This is a genomic window from Microbacterium sp. JZ70, assembly GCF_053903225.1.
In genome coordinates this window covers 307329-322139 of the sequence record NZ_CP096405.1, presented here as the reverse complement: position 1 = coordinate 322139, position 14811 = coordinate 307329, and the positions used below count along the sequence as shown (strand labels likewise).

At 69.4% G+C, this 14811-nt stretch carries 10 protein-coding genes; 9 read left to right on the top strand and 1 reads right to left on the bottom strand.

What is annotated here, in order from left to right; all coding sequences use genetic code 11:
* The first annotated feature begins 9 nt into the window (after positions 1 to 9).
* From M1D46_RS01440 to M1D46_RS01420, 5 genes are all read left to right on the top strand, one after another.
* On the top strand, positions 10 to 1269 hold the full coding sequence (locus M1D46_RS01440) for a sugar ABC transporter substrate-binding protein (RefSeq protein ID WP_456286366.1): 1260 nt from the start codon (positions 10 to 12) through the stop codon (positions 1267 to 1269).
* Positions 1270 to 1326: 57 nt separating this feature from the next.
* A complete protein-coding gene (locus tag M1D46_RS01435; protein WP_456286365.1) occupies positions 1327 to 2301 on the top strand; it encodes a carbohydrate ABC transporter permease in 975 nt (324 codons plus the stop codon).
* On the top strand, positions 2298 to 3116 hold the full coding sequence (locus M1D46_RS01430; RefSeq protein WP_456286364.1) for a carbohydrate ABC transporter permease: 819 nt from the start codon (positions 2298 to 2300) through the stop codon (positions 3114 to 3116). Before M1D46_RS01435 ends, M1D46_RS01430 begins: the two co-directional genes overlap by 4 nt.
* Before the next feature lie 3 nt (positions 3117 to 3119).
* Entirely contained in the window at positions 3120 to 5057 is a 1938-nt protein-coding gene (locus M1D46_RS01425; RefSeq protein ID WP_456286363.1) for a glycoside hydrolase family 127 protein, read from the top strand.
* 70 nt (positions 5058 to 5127) lie between these two features.
* The gene (locus M1D46_RS01420; RefSeq protein ID WP_456286362.1) at positions 5128 to 8937 is read left to right on the top strand and encodes a LamG-like jellyroll fold domain-containing protein; all 3810 of its coding nucleotides are present in this window, start codon (positions 5128 to 5130) and stop codon (positions 8935 to 8937) included.
* An 84-nt stretch (positions 8938 to 9021) separates the two neighbouring features.
* On the opposite strand, the gene M1D46_RS01415 is transcribed toward M1D46_RS01420, so the two are convergent.
* Entirely contained in the window at positions 9022 to 10059 is a 1038-nt protein-coding gene (locus M1D46_RS01415; RefSeq protein WP_456286361.1) for a LacI family DNA-binding transcriptional regulator, read from the bottom strand.
* A 175-nt stretch (positions 10060 to 10234) separates the two neighbouring features.
* On the opposite strand from M1D46_RS01415, the gene M1D46_RS01410 reads away from it, so the two are divergent.
* The 4 genes from M1D46_RS01410 to M1D46_RS01395 all read left to right on the top strand — a co-directional run bounded on the left by M1D46_RS01410 (position 10235) and on the right by M1D46_RS01395 (position 14782).
* On the top strand, positions 10235 to 11617 hold the full coding sequence (locus M1D46_RS01410) for an ABC transporter substrate-binding protein (protein ID WP_456286360.1): 1383 nt from the start codon (positions 10235 to 10237) through the stop codon (positions 11615 to 11617).
* On the top strand, positions 11617 to 12576 hold the full coding sequence (locus M1D46_RS01405) for a carbohydrate ABC transporter permease (RefSeq protein ID WP_456286359.1): 960 nt from the start codon (positions 11617 to 11619) through the stop codon (positions 12574 to 12576). Before M1D46_RS01410 ends, M1D46_RS01405 begins: the two co-directional genes overlap by 1 nt.
* 9 nt (positions 12577 to 12585) lie before the next feature.
* Positions 12586 to 13419 (top strand): carbohydrate ABC transporter permease, encoded by an 834-nt coding sequence (locus M1D46_RS01400; RefSeq protein ID WP_421075914.1) that lies wholly within the window; start codon positions 12586 to 12588, stop codon positions 13417 to 13419.
* 64 nt (positions 13420 to 13483) lie between these two features.
* Positions 13484 to 14782, top strand: coding sequence for a glycoside hydrolase family 32 protein (locus M1D46_RS01395; protein ID WP_456286358.1), 1299 nt, complete (start codon positions 13484 to 13486; stop codon positions 14780 to 14782).
* Positions 14783 to 14811: the final 29 nt, after the last annotated feature.

The following is a 14811-nucleotide window of genomic DNA, read 5'->3' as shown; positions in this document are numbered from 1 at the left end:
AGGAACCCCATGATCATCAGGAACCTGCGCAGGCCGCTCGCGCTCGCGAGCGCCCTCATCGCCGTCGGCGCGCTCGCCGGCTGCGCGGGCACGACCGGCACCGAAGCCGGCTCGGGCTCATCCGACACCTACACCTGGTGGGATCCGTACCCGCAGCACGAGGAGGGATCCGACTGGGCCGACCGCGTGCAGGCCTGCGGCACCGAAGCGGGCGTGACGATCGAGCGCACGGCGTACGACACGACGGCCCTCACCAACCAGGCGCTCCTGGCCGCTCAGGAGAACAATTCGCCCGACATCATCCTGCTCGACAACCCCGCCGTCTCGACGCTCGCGGAGACCGGCATGGTGTCCACCGTCGATGAGCTCGGCCTGGACGTTTCCGGCGTCGACGAGAACCTCCTCGCTGCGGGCGAGCTGGACGGCGAGACCTACGGCATCCCGATCGGGGCGAACACACTTGCCCTCTACTACAACGCCGTCATCCTGGCCGAGGCGGGCGTCGACCCCGCCTCGATCACCGACTGGTCGAGCTTCGAGGAGGCGCTGGCTGCCGTATCCGAGACCGGCAAGCGCGGCATCACCTTCTCGGCGCTCAACACGGAGGAGGGCTCGTTCCAGTTCCTTCCGTGGTTCTGGGGCGCAGGGGCAGAGCTCACGGAGCTGAACTCGCCGGAGGCAGTCGAGGCCCTCGAGCTCTGGAAGGGGTGGCTCGATGCGGGCTACGCCCCCAACTCGGTCATCACCAACTCGCAGAACACCGTCTGGGAGGAGTTCCTCACCGGTGAGTTCGCCTTCGCCGAGAACGGCACGTGGCAGGTGAACAGCGCTGCCGAGGCCCCCTTCGAGACCGGAGTGATCACGCTGCCTGCGAAGGACGGCGGTGCCGCTCCCGCTCCGACCGGCGGCGAGTTCATCATCGCCCCCGTCCAGGCGGACACCGCGCGCTATGAGGTGACGCGCCAGATCATCGAGTGCATGACGACGTCCGAGGGGTTCGTCGAGACCGCGACGACGTTCGCGTACTACATCCCGCCCACGGCCGAGGGACAGGAGGCGCTGCTGGAGGAGAACCCGGAGCTCGAGACGTGGGTCTCTGCGGTTCAGTCGGCGAAGGGCCGCACGAGTGACAACCTCGGCACGGACTATCCGATCATCTCGGAGCAGCTCTGGACCGCTGTCCAGAGCGCGCTCTCGGGAGTCGAGTCTCCGCAGGACGCCCTCGACGCCGCGCAGGAGGCCGCCGCGGCCGAGACCGGGGGCCAGTGACCCCGTGAGAGACGCCGGGGCGGAGCCTTCTCCGCCCCGGCCCGAAACGAGAGCATCATGACCCTCACAACCTCCGCACGCACCGCCGGCGCACCGCGCGACACGGCCGCGTTCGTCGTCCCCGATCCGCGCAGGCGCCGGCCTTCGCCGCTGCTCGGATCGCGCTGGGTCGCGTTCGCCTTCGCGTTGCCTCTGCTGGCGTACCTGCTGATCTTCTACGTCTTCCCGCTCGTCCGCAGCGTCGACCTGAGCGTCCACGATTACACGATCCGCGCGTTCGTCCAGGGCAATGCCGAGTTCGTAGGCCTCGCCAACTACGTCGACATCGTGCAGTCGCCGCTGTTCGCTACGGCACTCGCGAACACGGCAGCATTCGTCTTCGTCTCGCTGCTGTTCCAGTACGCGATCGGCTTGGCGCTCGCCGTCTTCTTCCGGACGAGCTTTCCGCTGTCAGGCATCCTGCGCGGACTCTTCCTCGTGCCGTGGCTGCTCCCGCTCATCGTGTCGGCCTCGACCTGGTCGTGGATGCTCAACAGCGACAGCGGCATCGTCAACTCGGTGCTCGCCGCGTTCGGCGGGCCCCAGATCAACTGGCTGACGTCGCCCGAGACGTCGCTCACCGCGGTGATCATCGCGAACATCTGGCTCGGCATCCCGTTCAACCTCGTCATCCTCTACGCCGGCCTGCAGAACATCCCCGGCGACGTCTACGAGGCGGCGTCGCTCGACGGAGCCGGCCCGTGGCGACAGTTCTGGAGCATCACGTTTCCGCTCCTGCGTCCGGTCTCGGCCATCACGCTCCTGCTCGGGCTCGTCTACACCCTCAAAGTCGTCGACATCATCTGGATCATGACGGCCGGCGGGCCCGCGAATTCCTCGACGACGCTGGCGATCTGGTCCTACCGCGAGGCGTTCGGGACCGGCCAGCCAGACCTGTCGCCCGCGGCCGCGATCGGCAACCTCCTCATCGTGATCGCCCTCATCTTCGGATTCCTCTATCTGCGCGTGCAGCGACGCGAGGTGAACTCATGACGGCCCGACACAACTGGTGGAAGGTCGCGCTGGGCGTCATCTTCACCGCCCTGATGCTCTTCCCCGTCTACTGGATGGTCAACGTCTCGCTGACGCGCACGAGCGACCTGCGCGCGAACCCGCCGCACGTCTTCCCGTTCGACCCGACGTTCGAGGGTTTCGAAGCGGTCTTCCGCCAGCAGCTCCCGAACCTCGGCACGAGCCTGCTCATCGGCCTCGGCTGCGTGGTGCTGACGGTCGTCATCGCAGCACCGGCGGCCTACGCGATCGCGCTGCTCAACCTCCGCGGAGGGCGCACGCTGAACTTCCTCCTGCTGGTGGCGCAGATGATCCCGGCCGTGGTCATGGCGATGGGCTTCTACGCGATCTACGTCCGCCTCGGACTGCTCAACAGCGTGTGGGGCCTCATCCTCGCCGACTCGACGGTCGCCGTGCCGTTCGGCGTGCTGCTCTTCAGCGCGTTCATGATCGGTCTGCCACGGGAGCTGCTGCAGGCGGCTCGCGTGGACGGCGCGGGAGCGTGGCGTACCTTCGTGTCGATCGTGATGCCGATGAGCCGCAACTCGGTGCTCACGGTGTCGCTCTTCGCCTTCCTGTGGGCGTGGTCCGACTTCGTCTTCGCATCGACCCTCGCGCGCAACAGCGACCTGCGGCCCGTGACGCTCGGCATCTTCGCATACATCGGCAACAACACCACGCAGTGGAACGCCATCATGGCGACCGCCGTCGTCGCTTCCATCCCCGCTGCCGTCCTCCTTGTGATGGCTCAGCGCTACGTCGCCGCCGGTGTGACCGCCGGCGCAGTGAAGGACTGATCCGTGACCTCATTCTCGACCTCGACCGAGCCGTCCCCGAATGGCCTCCGCGTCGGCAGTCGTCCCGTGGCACCCGCGAACGCGCGCATTCACGGCGTGGACGTCTCGTCATACGCGCTCGACGGGGCGGGCTTCTGGGGCTCGCGGCAGCGAGTGAACGGCACGGCGACCATCGCGCACTGCCTCGAGTGGATGGAGCGGCTCGGCTGGATCGAGAACTTCGACCGGATCGCCCGCGGCGACGTGACGCGCGAGCGAGCGGGATGGCAGTTCTCCGACTCCGAGGTGTACAAGCTTCTCGAGGCGATGGCCTGGGAGCTGTCGCGCCGGGCGGACGACGAGCTCGCGGGGGCTTACGCGCGTCTCGTCGCGCGGGTCGCAGCCGCCCAGGACGACGACGGCTACCTCTCCACGGCGTTCGGCCATCCTGGACTCCCGCCCCGGTACTCCGACCTGGCGATGGGGCATGAGCTCTACAACATCGGGCACCTGCTCCAGGCGGCCGTCGCGCGGGTGCGCACCTATGGCACCGACGATCTCGTCGCCGTGGCGCGCCGTGCCGCCGACCACGTCTGCACCCGATTCTGGGACGACGAGGACGGCCTCTGCGGGCACCCTGAGATCGAGGTCGCGCTCGCGGAGTTCGGACGTGCCCTCGGCGAGCCGCGCTACGTCGAGCAGGCCCGTCGCTTTCTCGAGCGACGTGGCAGGGGGCGGCTGCCCGTGCGACCGCTGCTGTCGGCCGATTACTTCCAGGACGACGCGCCGATCCGTGAGGCCGACGCGCTGCGCGGGCATGCCGTGCGCGCGCTGTACCTGTCCGCGGGCGCCGTCGACGTTGCGGTGGAGACGCACGACGGCGACCTCCTGGCCGCGCTCGAGCGTCAGTGGTCCCGCACGGTGGAGCGGCGTACGTACCTCACAGGAGGGATGGGGTCGCGTCATCAGGATGAGGGCTTCGGCGACGACTGGGAGCTGCCGGCCGACCGTGCGTATTGCGAGACGTGTGCCGGCGTGGCCTCGGTCATGTTCGCGTGGCGGCTCCTCCTCGCGACGGGCGATGTGAAGTACGCCGACCTCATCGAGCGCACCCTCTTCAACGTGGTGGCGACGTCACCGAGCGCGGACGGCCGTGCCTTCTTCTACGCCAACCCACTCCACCAGCGGGAGGAGGCCGGTGAAGCGGCGGACGGGGTCAATCACCGCGCGGAGGGCGGTGTCCGGGCGCCGTGGTTCGATGTGTCCTGCTGCCCGACCAACGTCGCAAGGACGCTCGCCTCCCTGCCGGCCTACCTCGCCGCCGAGGAAGGCGACGCGCTCATCCTCCTGCAGTACGCCGCCGGGGAGCTCACCGGGCGAGGGCTCGTGCTGCGGATCGAGACCGACTACCCGTTCGACGGTCGCGTCCGCGTGCACGTCGTCGAAGCTCCCGACGAGGAGCGCACGTTGCGGCTGCGCGTCCCGTCATGGGCCGAGCACGCAACGCTTGCGGCACCGGACGCCGCACCGACGTTCGTCGAAGCCGGATGGGCGCAGGTGCGGCGCGTCTTCTCTCCCGGGGACGTCGTCGAGCTCGTGCTGCCTGTCGGCCCGCGCTTCACGTGGCCCGACGCCCGCATCGACGCGGTTCGGGGGACGGTGGCTGTGGAGAGGGGGCCGCTGGTGCTCTGCGTGGAGTCGCTCGATCTCCCGCTGCAGACGCGCATCGACGGCGTCCGCGTCGATACCCGCTTCGAGCCGCGTCCGGACGCCGACGGCGCCGTCGTGAGCGTCGCCATGGCACCGGAACGGGATCCGCGCGGATGGGCGTATGGCCCGGTTCCGGCGGAGAGCCCACAGGAGCGTCGATCAGAGGTCCGCCTCATCCCCTACCACCGTTGGGCCGAACGCGGTCCGTCGACCATGCGGGTCTTCCTGCCCGCGCTCACCGCCCGCAGCTGACGGCGGGCGTCACCACGCTCTCCGCCATCGGAGGGCAACGCACATACACGAGACAGAGAGGTCTTCGACCATGCGCATCACCACCAGATCCGGGCCCGCCGTGTTCCTCGCGGCGGCCGCAGTGATCAGCACGGGGCTCACTGCTCCCGCGTCCGCAGCCGAGGACGGCCCCGCGCCCGTCCTCGTCTACACGATGGACGACGTCGCCGACGGGAACGTCCCCGACTCCTCCGGCAACGGGTGGGACGGAGTCATCGTCGGCGATGTCCCGACTGTCGAGGGTGCAGAAGGCGGCGCCATCGACGTGCGCTCGGGGAGCGTGCGGGTCCCACGGCCTGCGCTCGAGGGCGCAACCGACCTGACGGTGTCGGCGAGGATCCGTTGGGACGGATCCGGCGGAGCGTGGCAGTGGGTGTTCGGTCTGGGATCCGACACCACGCGGTACCTCTTCGCGACGCCGTCGAACGGAGAGGGCCGCATCCGCGCAGCCGTGACGACTTCGGGGGCCGGCGGCGAGGCGAAGGTCACCGGCTACGGCGCTCTGCCTGCAGATCGTTGGAGCACGCTGACGCTGACGCTCGACACCGAGGCCGACATCCTCACCGCGTATGTCGACGGAGTCGCCCTCTCCCGAGCTTCGACGACGGCAACGGCGAGCCAGCTCCTGTCGGCAGGGGCGGCAGACGCGGGCGCTATCGGCGGCTCGTTCTACCCGGATCCCGCTTTCCGCGGAGAGGTCGACGACTTCCGCGTGTACCACGACGCTCTCTCCGCCGAGGAGGTCGGCGCGCTGGTCGGCGGGGAGCTGCCCGGCCTCGACGCCCTTTCCCAGACGGCGTTCGAGGTTCGGACGGCTGTCGGCGTCGCGCCGGACCTGCCCGCGTCGATCCGCGCCTCGTTCACGGACGGCGTCGACCGCGACGTGCCCGTGGAATGGGAGCCGGTCGACCCCGCTCAGTACGGACAGACCGGCACCTTCTCCGTAGACGGGACGGCGGCCGGCCAGCCCGTCACCACAGAGGTGACCGTGCACCGCGGCGAGGTCCGCATCGACCTCGGAAGCAATACCGGTCCCGTTCACGGGGGCGCGTCGGGGGTCCTGTACGGCCTCTATGGCGATGGGATGCCGACGGACAACCTCCTCGAGGGCATGAACGTGCGCAGTGTCGCGACGAAGGCGCAGGACGGCTCCCAGCACCCTGGCTCGGACGCCCTCGAGATCCTTCCGGCGCTCTCCGAGACGACGGGCGGCGACGTCTACCTTCGCGTCACCGACTGGTATCGAGGGTTCCCCTATCAGTGGCCCGGCGACACTCCGGAGGAGAAGCTCGCGGACTATCGCGACGTGCTCCGGAAGCAGCTCGACATGATCGCCGAGATCCCCGACGAGCAGCGGGCGCACCTCGTCATCGAGCCGTTCAACGAGCCCGAGGGAAACATGTTCGGCACCGGGCAGTGGAGCCTCGACGGCACGAGCTGGCTTGACGACCCGACTGCCTACTTCGCGGCCTGGGACGAGACCTATCGGACGATCAAGGCCGCGTTCCCCGACATCCGCGTCGCCGGCCCGGGCACGAGCGTCCTCTTCGATCAGATGAAGGGCTTCCTCGCGCACACTGTCGAACAGGACACGGTGCCCGACATCATCACGTGGCACGAGCTGTCGCACCCCCAGGCCATCCGCGACTCGGTCGAGCGATTCCGCGCATGGGAGGCCGCCGCCTTCGAGGGCACGGCGCGCGAGGGGACCGAGTTGCCCATCAACATCAACGAGTACGCCTTCAACTACCACACGTCAGTCCCCGGCCAGATGATTCAGTGGATCTCCGCGATCGAGGACGCGAAGGTCGACGCCATGATCGCCTTCTGGAACATCAACGGCAACCTCGCCGACTCGGCTGTGCAGTCGAACCGGGGCAACGGCCAGTGGTGGCTCTACAACTCCTACGCGCAGCTGAGCGGGCACACCGTGGAACTCACCCCGCCCTCGCCGGGCGAGAACTACTCCCTTCAGGGCGTGGCCGCTCTCGATGAGGAGCGTCGCGTCGCGCGAGCGCTCATCGGGGGCGCGTCTGGTGCGGCACCCGTCGACTTCGCCAACATCCCCGCGGACGTCTTCGGCGATCGTGTCGAGGTCACGGTGCGCGAGATCGAGTGGACGGGTCAGCTCGGCGACTCGGAGGGCCCCGCAGTGATCGGCGATCAGGTGCTCGAGGTCGTAGACGGCGTCGCGACGCTGCAGTTCGGCGGTGACGAGCTTCCAGCTCTCGAGGAGTCGTCGGCGTACGAGCTCGTCGTGACCCCGGCGGACGAGGCCACGGAGGCGTCCGCGCCGACCGCTCCGTGGTCAGCCGTCTACGAGGCCGAGGACGCCGACTACGCCGGCTCGGGGTACAGCCTCAACGGCCCCGAGGGCTCGCCCTCGGACGTCAGCAAGTTCTACACCTCCGGCGGGTACAACGTCGGCGGCCTGCGCACGGGCTCGGATGGCCGTCTCTCCTTCACGGTGGAGGTCCCGGAGGACGGCTCCTACGATCTCTCGGTCTACGCGAACAGCCTCAACACATACAGCCTCGTCGCGGAGAACGGCCCGACCAACGTCTTCCTGACGGTCGACGGGGCCGCTGAGCAGGAGATCCTCCTCCCGCTCGGCTACAAGTGGGTCGTCTGGGATCACGCCGACACCACCGTCGAGCTTGCTGCCGGAACGCACACGATCACGCTCGCCGCGAAGAGCCTCGACGGCTCACGCGCGACGCAGGGCGACGCACTCGTGGACCGCATCGTCCTCACCCGCCAGGACAGCGGCGTCGACGAGTACGAGGCGACGCTGTCGGACCACGACGGCACGGCGACCTACACGGGCAACGGCACGGTCGCGCTTGCGGCGGATCAGACGGCGACGTTCTGGGTGCACGGTGCACGCGATGGTGAAGCGCTGCTCGAGGTCATCGGCTCGGGCGACGGCCGCGTCGCCGTGAACGGCGAGGAGGTGCTCGACCTCGCCCGGTCGACCGCCGGGGCTGTGCACCTGGCGGGCGGCATCAACAAGGTCACCGTGACGGGCGAAGCCACGATCGACGGCCTGCGGGTCTCGTCCGGGGCGGGAATGCTCACCGCGACCGAGTACCAGGCGGAGGACGCGACGCGGTCCGGTGTCGCTGAGATCGTCGACCTCGCGAACGCCGAGGGCGGAAAGGCCGTCTCGGGCGTCGGCGGCGAGCCGGGGAACGACAACACGCTGTCGTTCACCGTCCAGGCGGAGGAGGCCGGGCGCCACGCCGTGGTCGTGCGGTTCTCGAACCCCGAGCAGATCCCCGCGACGCACTACAACCCGAACCCCATGGCACGCCACGCCGACATCTCGGTGAACGGCGGTGACCCGCTGCGAGTGCTCTTCGTGCCGACCTTCCACCGGAACAGCTTCTGGGAGCGGACGATCGTGCTCGATCTCGAGGCGGGGGAGAACACGATCACGTTCGCCGCCGAGGAGCAGCCGAATTTCGACGGCGTGACCTACGCGGAGGACAACTGGCCGGGTATCCCGCTTCGCGCCCAGGACGCCCCCATCCTCGACCGGATCACGGTCTCGCCGCTCGCGGCCGAGATCGTGGAGGAGGAGCCGTCGGTGACCGCCCCCGAGCGCGCTCGGGCCGGCGAGACGATCCAGGTCGCGCTCGACGGTGTCCGCGAGGGGGCCGATGCCGTCATCAGCATCGGGCGCGGCGACGGCTCCCGGGCCGAGGAGATCGCGTCGGTGTCCGGAGCGGGCGCCCATGAGGTCGCCCTTCCCGGTGACCTGAAGCCCGGCAAGTGGACGATCGTCCTCTCGCTCGATGGCGAAGTCGTGGCGAGCACCCGGATTCACATCACGCGCTGATCCCCGGTCGGCGCGACGCGATCGCAGTTCCGTGATCCGGACGGTGCGGCGGCAGAGCTCCTGCCGCCGCACCGTCCGGATCTCTCATGCTGAGAAGGGCCGCGGCGGCCCCACCGACTCCCGCTCGATGAGCGGCATGGGCACAAGCTCGTGGCCGAGCTCGCGCTCGCCGAGGATCATCGACGCGCCGAGTGCGCCGATCTCGGGGTAGGGGAGCCGCGCGGTGGTGAGCCCTGGTCGCTGGTAGCCCGCGAGCACCTCGTCGTCGAACGAGATCACCGAGACGTCGTCGGGGATCCGCCGACCGCGCTCGAGGAGCACCTGGTAGACCCCGAGCGCGACCGCGTCGTTCGACGCGAGGATCGCCGTGAGGTCGGGTTCCCGCGAGAGAAGCGCCGCCGCGGCGTCGTAGCCGAGCGCAGGCTGCCAGTCGGCGATGTCCACGCGCGCAGGGACGACCCCCGCCTCGTCGAATGCGCGCTGGATGCCGTCGAAGCGCAGCGCGATGGTCGCGCTTCGCCGGAGGTCCGACACGATCTCATCGGGCAGGTCGCCGACGAGGCCGATCCTCCGGTGCCCGGCGTCCAGCAGGCGTCGCGCCACGGCGTACCCCGCTGCGCGCTCGTCGGGCAGAACGCTCGGATGATCCGAGGACGATCGCCCGTTCACGATCGCCACGGGCACGTTCGTCGAGGTCTCCGGCAGGTCGATCATGCGCGCACCCATGAGCCCGATGAGGATGCCGTCGACGCGGTGGTCGATCATCGTCTCGAACGCGTCGGCGAGGGCGCCGTCGCCACCGCCGGTCTCGGCGATGAGCACGGTGTGCTCGTGCGCCTTGGCGACCTCGAGCGCTCCGCCGATGAGCCCCGAGGCCTGACGCGTCAGCGTGACCTGATCCGAGATGAATCCGATCGTCTGGGTCCTGCCGCGGCGGAGCACGCGGGCAGCCGGATTCGGCCGGTAGTCGAGCTCGGCCGCGGCCGCCCGCACGCGATCCGCCGCGGCGGCGGAGAGTCTCGAGCCCGGCCGGTCGTTGAGGATCATGCTCACGGCGGCCTTCGACATGCCCGCGCGCTCGGCGACGTCCGCGAGCGTGGCGCGGCGGCTCTGCTTCGGCATGGCACTCCTCGCTGCGTCCTCACCGACGCCCGGTTGCTGAATTGTTTCAGCATATCCCTCGCACACGGTTCCCGACCATGCTACGGTGCATCTGCTGAACGCATTCAGCACCCCATTCACGGCACACGGTCTGCTCGCGCGAGCCGCCCGTGGCCCCATCCGCAGGAGCAACAACGTGGTTGAACTGAGTCGCAGGGCTGCGCTCGCCCTGCTCGGCCTCGGGATCGCCGGCACGGCGATCTCCTGGCCGCGCCTGACCGGCGCCGACATCCCCGGTCGCGGCGACGACGCGCTCACCGTCGCCCTCTTCGGGACCGCCCAGGACGCGGCCGCCCGCCAGTCGCTCGTCGAGGGCTTCCAGCGTCTCCATCCCGGCATCACCGTCCGCATCGTCGCGGTCCAGGGCCAGGACTGGAGCAACTTCTTCGCGAAGATCCTCACGATGGTCGCCGCGGGCAACCCGCCCGACGTCGTGTCGGTCGCGACCGAAGGCACGCAGCTCTTCGCCGAGCGGCTCGCCCACCCGATCGACGACTACGTCCAGCGTGACGCCGCCGACCTCCAGGAGTACTTCGACGACGTCCATCCCTCGCTCATCGAGTCGTTCATGTACAAGGGGAGCCTCTTCCAGCTGCCCGACAACTTCAACGCCGCGAATGTGTACTACAACACGGCTGCGCTCGAGCGGGCAGGTCTCGAGCGGCCGCGCGACGACTGGACGGTCGACGACTTCTTCACCGTCGCGCGCACGATGAAGGACTCGGCCGAGGGGAGCTTCCTCCCGTACTTCTGGAACAACCGCCTGTGGGGCGGCGTCGTGCCGTGGCTGTACGTCAACGACGCGAGCTTCCTCACCGAGGAGAAGGCGCCGGGCGGCGACTGGCTCTGGTCGCGGTTCTACCCCGGCGAGGCGCCGCGCGGCGGCGGCTATCTGTGGCAGAACGCCGACGCGCTGAACGAGCGCACGATCGAGAGCTTCGAGGTGCTGCAGCGGATGGTCGGCGAGGGCATCGCGGCGAACCCCGCGCAGGGCGGCGGCAACGAGCTCGTCTCGCTCTTCGCCCGCGGCTCGGTCGGGATGACGCCGGCCGGCGGGTTCTGGGTGCAGGGTCTGCATGACGCGGGCTTCGCCAACGACGAGTACGACGTCACGTACTTCCCCCGGATGCGCAGCCAGCGCCACCAGTTCGGCGCGGGTGGGTACGCCATCATGCAGACGTCGCCCCGCAAGGACGAGGCGTGGGAGTGGCTCAAGTACTGCATCTCGACCGAGGGCATGGCGCTCGCCCACCAGAAGCCCGACTCGTCGCTGCCGCGCCGCACCCTGAACGCCGAGCTGTACGGCGGCGAGATCGGACCGAAGCACTGGGAGGTGTTCTACGACACCCTCGACCGCCATCCCGACACCGGGCCCATGCCCGCTCCGCCGCAGCAGGCCGCTGTGGAATCCGCGCTCATCAAGAACGTCGTCTCGACGATCACGAACGGGCCCGGCGGCGTGCGCCGCGGGCTCGAGACGATGCAGCGCGACCTCGAACTCGCACTGAAGGGACGCTGATGTCCACCGTCGTCACTCCGCCGCCGAGCACGCGCGCGGCCGTCCTCCCTCGGGGCGTGAAGGGCGTTCGCCCCGAGGCCACGGCCAAGAAGGGCAGTCGCCTGCTCATCTGGGTCTTCCTCGCGCCCACCGTCATCGGCCTGGGCCTGTTCAGCTTCGTCCCGATCGTCGGGTCGTTCCTTCTCGCCTTCTTCCGCTGGGACGTGATCACGGCCCCCGAGTTCGTCGGCGTGGACAACTTCGTCGAGCTCGCCGCCGACCCGACCGTGCGCGTGTCGTTCCTCAACACGATCGGCTTCGTCGTCGTCGCGGTGCTGCTCCAGCTCGCGGTCGCCCTCTTCCTCGCCGTGCTCGTCCAGTCGAAGATGCCGAGCTGGCTGCGGACGTTCTTCCGCTCATCCCTCTTCTTCCCGCTCATCCTCTCCGCGGCGTCCGTCTCACTCGTCATGGCCTACCTGTTCAACCAGGAGTTCGGGCTCGTGAACCAGGTGCTCGGATGGTTCGGGGTCGCGAATATCGGATGGCTCACGACGGGGTTCGGCGCGAAGATCGTCGTCCTGCTCGTCTACGTCTGGCAGAACTTCGGGTTCACGTTCCTGCTCTTCCTCGGCGGCGTCTCGGCCATCCCGAAGGAGGTCTACGAGGCGTCCTCGCTCGACGGCGCGACCGGGTGGACGCAGTTCCGCCAGATCACGCTTCCGCTCGTGAGCCCGACCATGCTCGTCGCCTCGGTGATGGCGATCATCAACGCGCTGCAGATCTTCGACCAGCCGTACGTGCTCACCCGCGGCGGCCCCGGCGACGAGACCCGCACCGCGGTCATGGTGATCTACGAATCCGCCTTCCAGCAGCTCGAGTTCGGGCTCGCCTCCGCGATCGGCATCGTGCTGACCGTCCTGATCATGCTGGTGACGCTCGTGCAGTTCCAGCTCAGCAAGCGCTACGTCTTCTACGGATGAGGAACGACGATGTCCATCCACGCAGTTGAAGCCCGCTCCCCGCGGCAGGCCCTCGCCCAGGTCGGAAAGTACGCGGTGCTCGTCATCGCCGCGTTCTTCACGCTCGCTCCGGTCGTCTGGACGCTCATCACGGCGCTCACGCCGTCGAACCCGGAGACGAACGAGACCGAGTTCGGCCTCGGCGCCTTCGCCGACGTCTTCGCGCAGATCCCCGTCTGGCTCTACACCTGGAACAGCGCGCTCGTCACGCTGCTCATCGCGGCCGGGCAGATGCTCACCGCCGCGATGGCGGGCTACGTGTTCGCGCGGTTCGAGTTCCGCAGCAAGAAGGTCCTCTTCGCGCTCATCCTCGCCACGATGATGGTGCCGATGCAGGTCACGATCGTGCCCGTGTTCATGCTGATCCGCGGCATGGGCCTGGCCGACACGCTCCTCGCGCTGATCGTGCCGATGCTGCCGACCGCGTTCGGGACGTTCCTCATGCGGCAGTACTTCATGGGGCTCCCACCCGAGCTCGCGGAGGCCGCCGAGATCGACGGCGCCGGGCCGTGGCGCGTCTTCTTCGGGGTCTACCTGCCGCTCGCGGCACCGGGTCTCGCGATCGTCGGGATCCTCGCGTTCAACTACCACTGGAACGAGTTCTTCCGCCCGCTCATCCTGACGATCAGCGAGCAGAACTTCACGCTCCCGCTCGGGCTCGTCACTCTCCAGGGCAACCTCGGCACCGGCTCGATCGCGACCGTCCTCGCAGGCGTCGTGCTCTCGATGATCCCCGCGCTGCTCGTGTTCATCTTCGGCCAGAAGCCGCTCCGCGAGGGCCTCACGGCCGGCGCGGGCAAGTAGCAGCTCCGCGCGGCTTCCCGCGTCCTGCGGGAAGCCACGCGTCATCCCCTCACGAAAGGACCCCATGTCGGACATCCTCGCCCCGGCCGTCGACCACCCCGATCGAAGCTTCCCGCGGCTTCACCCCCGCCCCGCGCGCGGCTGGGTGAACGACCCCAACGGCATCCTCTTCACGGAGGGGCGGTGGCACCTGTTCTTCCAGTACAACCCCGATTCGGCGCGGCACGAGCGCATCTGCTGGGGCCACGTGAGCTCGCCCGACCTGCTGCGGTGGGACGAGCATCCGATCGCCCTGCGCCCGCAGGAGGGCGGGCCCGATGCCGCCGGCTGCTTCAGCGGCGTCGGCGCGCTCGACGACGGCGTCCCGACCGCGATCTACTCGGGCGTCGTCGGCTTCGACGGTCGCTCGGAGGTCGTGATCGCGCGCGGATCCTCCGACGCCGAGACGTGGGAGCAGACCGGACACGTCGCGGCACGGATGCCGGCCGACCCCGCGATCACGATGGTGCGGGATCCGTTCCTCTTCGAGCTCGGCGCCCGCCGCTGGGCCTTGCAGGGATCGGGTCTCGCGGGGGATCGCGGCGCATTGCTGCTCTATGCCGCCGACGACCTCGACGCGTGGGAGGAGCACGGCTTCCTGCTCACCTCGGACGACGAGGTGGCGGCGCAGCTGCCGGCGTGCGAAGGCTGGGAGTGCCCCCAGCTCGTGCGCAGCGGCGACGACTGGGTCGTGCTCGTGTCGCTGTGGCGCGACGGCCAGCCGCATCTCGGTGTCGGCTACATCATCGGCGCGCTCGCCATCGATCCCGCCTCGGGCCTGCCCGCGTTCCGCGGGCGCGCTTCGGGGATCCTCGACGAGGGGGCGGCGTTCTACGCGCCGCAAGCCGTGCAGGATGAGCGCGGCGACCGCGTGCTCCTGTGGGGATGGGCGCAGGAGGTCGCGGAGGACGGCGCCCGCGCGCGCACCCAGGAGGACAGCGACGCGCAGGGATGGTCGGGGCTGCTCACGTTCCCGCGCGAGCTGAGCGTGCGCGGCGACGACGTCGAGCTCGCACCCGCACGCGAGCTCGACGCGCTCCGGGCCCAGGAGGTCGACCCCGCAGCGCTCCCGGATCAGGCGGAGATCCGGCTCTCGGGGGAGGGGGCGGCGGACCTGCGCCTGGGCGAGCAGGTCGTGTGGCGGGGTGAGCTCGAGGGCGACGACGTGCGCATTCTCATCGACGCGTCGATCGTCGAGGTGCACCCGCGGGGACGCGCATCCGTCACCCTGCGTGCGTATCCCGCGGAGGGGGAGCACTACGCCGTGTCGGCTGAGCCGGGGGTGTCGACGACCGCGTGGCGGCTGGCGCTGCCCCAGGAGTGAGGGCGGGCCACCGTGGCAGACAGAGAGAC

Coding starts and splice junctions, on each gene's coding strand:
- M1D46_RS01405 (WP_456286359.1), top strand. CDS start 11,617: ATGTCCACCGTCGTCACTCCGCCGCCGAGCACGCGCGCGGCCGTCCTC.
- M1D46_RS01440 (WP_456286366.1), top strand. CDS start 10: ATGATCATCAGGAACCTGCGCAGGCCGCTCGCGCTCGCGAGCGCCCTC.
- M1D46_RS01435 (WP_456286365.1), top strand. CDS start 1,327: ATGACCCTCACAACCTCCGCACGCACCGCCGGCGCACCGCGCGACACG.
- M1D46_RS01420 (WP_456286362.1), top strand. CDS start 5,128: ATGCGCATCACCACCAGATCCGGGCCCGCCGTGTTCCTCGCGGCGGCC.
- M1D46_RS01395 (WP_456286358.1), top strand. CDS start 13,484: ATGTCGGACATCCTCGCCCCGGCCGTCGACCACCCCGATCGAAGCTTC.
- M1D46_RS01400 (WP_421075914.1), top strand. CDS start 12,586: ATGTCCATCCACGCAGTTGAAGCCCGCTCCCCGCGGCAGGCCCTCGCC.
- M1D46_RS01415 (WP_456286361.1), bottom strand. CDS start 10,059: ATGCCGAAGCAGAGCCGCCGCGCCACGCTCGCGGACGTCGCCGAGCGC.
- M1D46_RS01430 (WP_456286364.1), top strand. CDS start 2,298: ATGACGGCCCGACACAACTGGTGGAAGGTCGCGCTGGGCGTCATCTTC.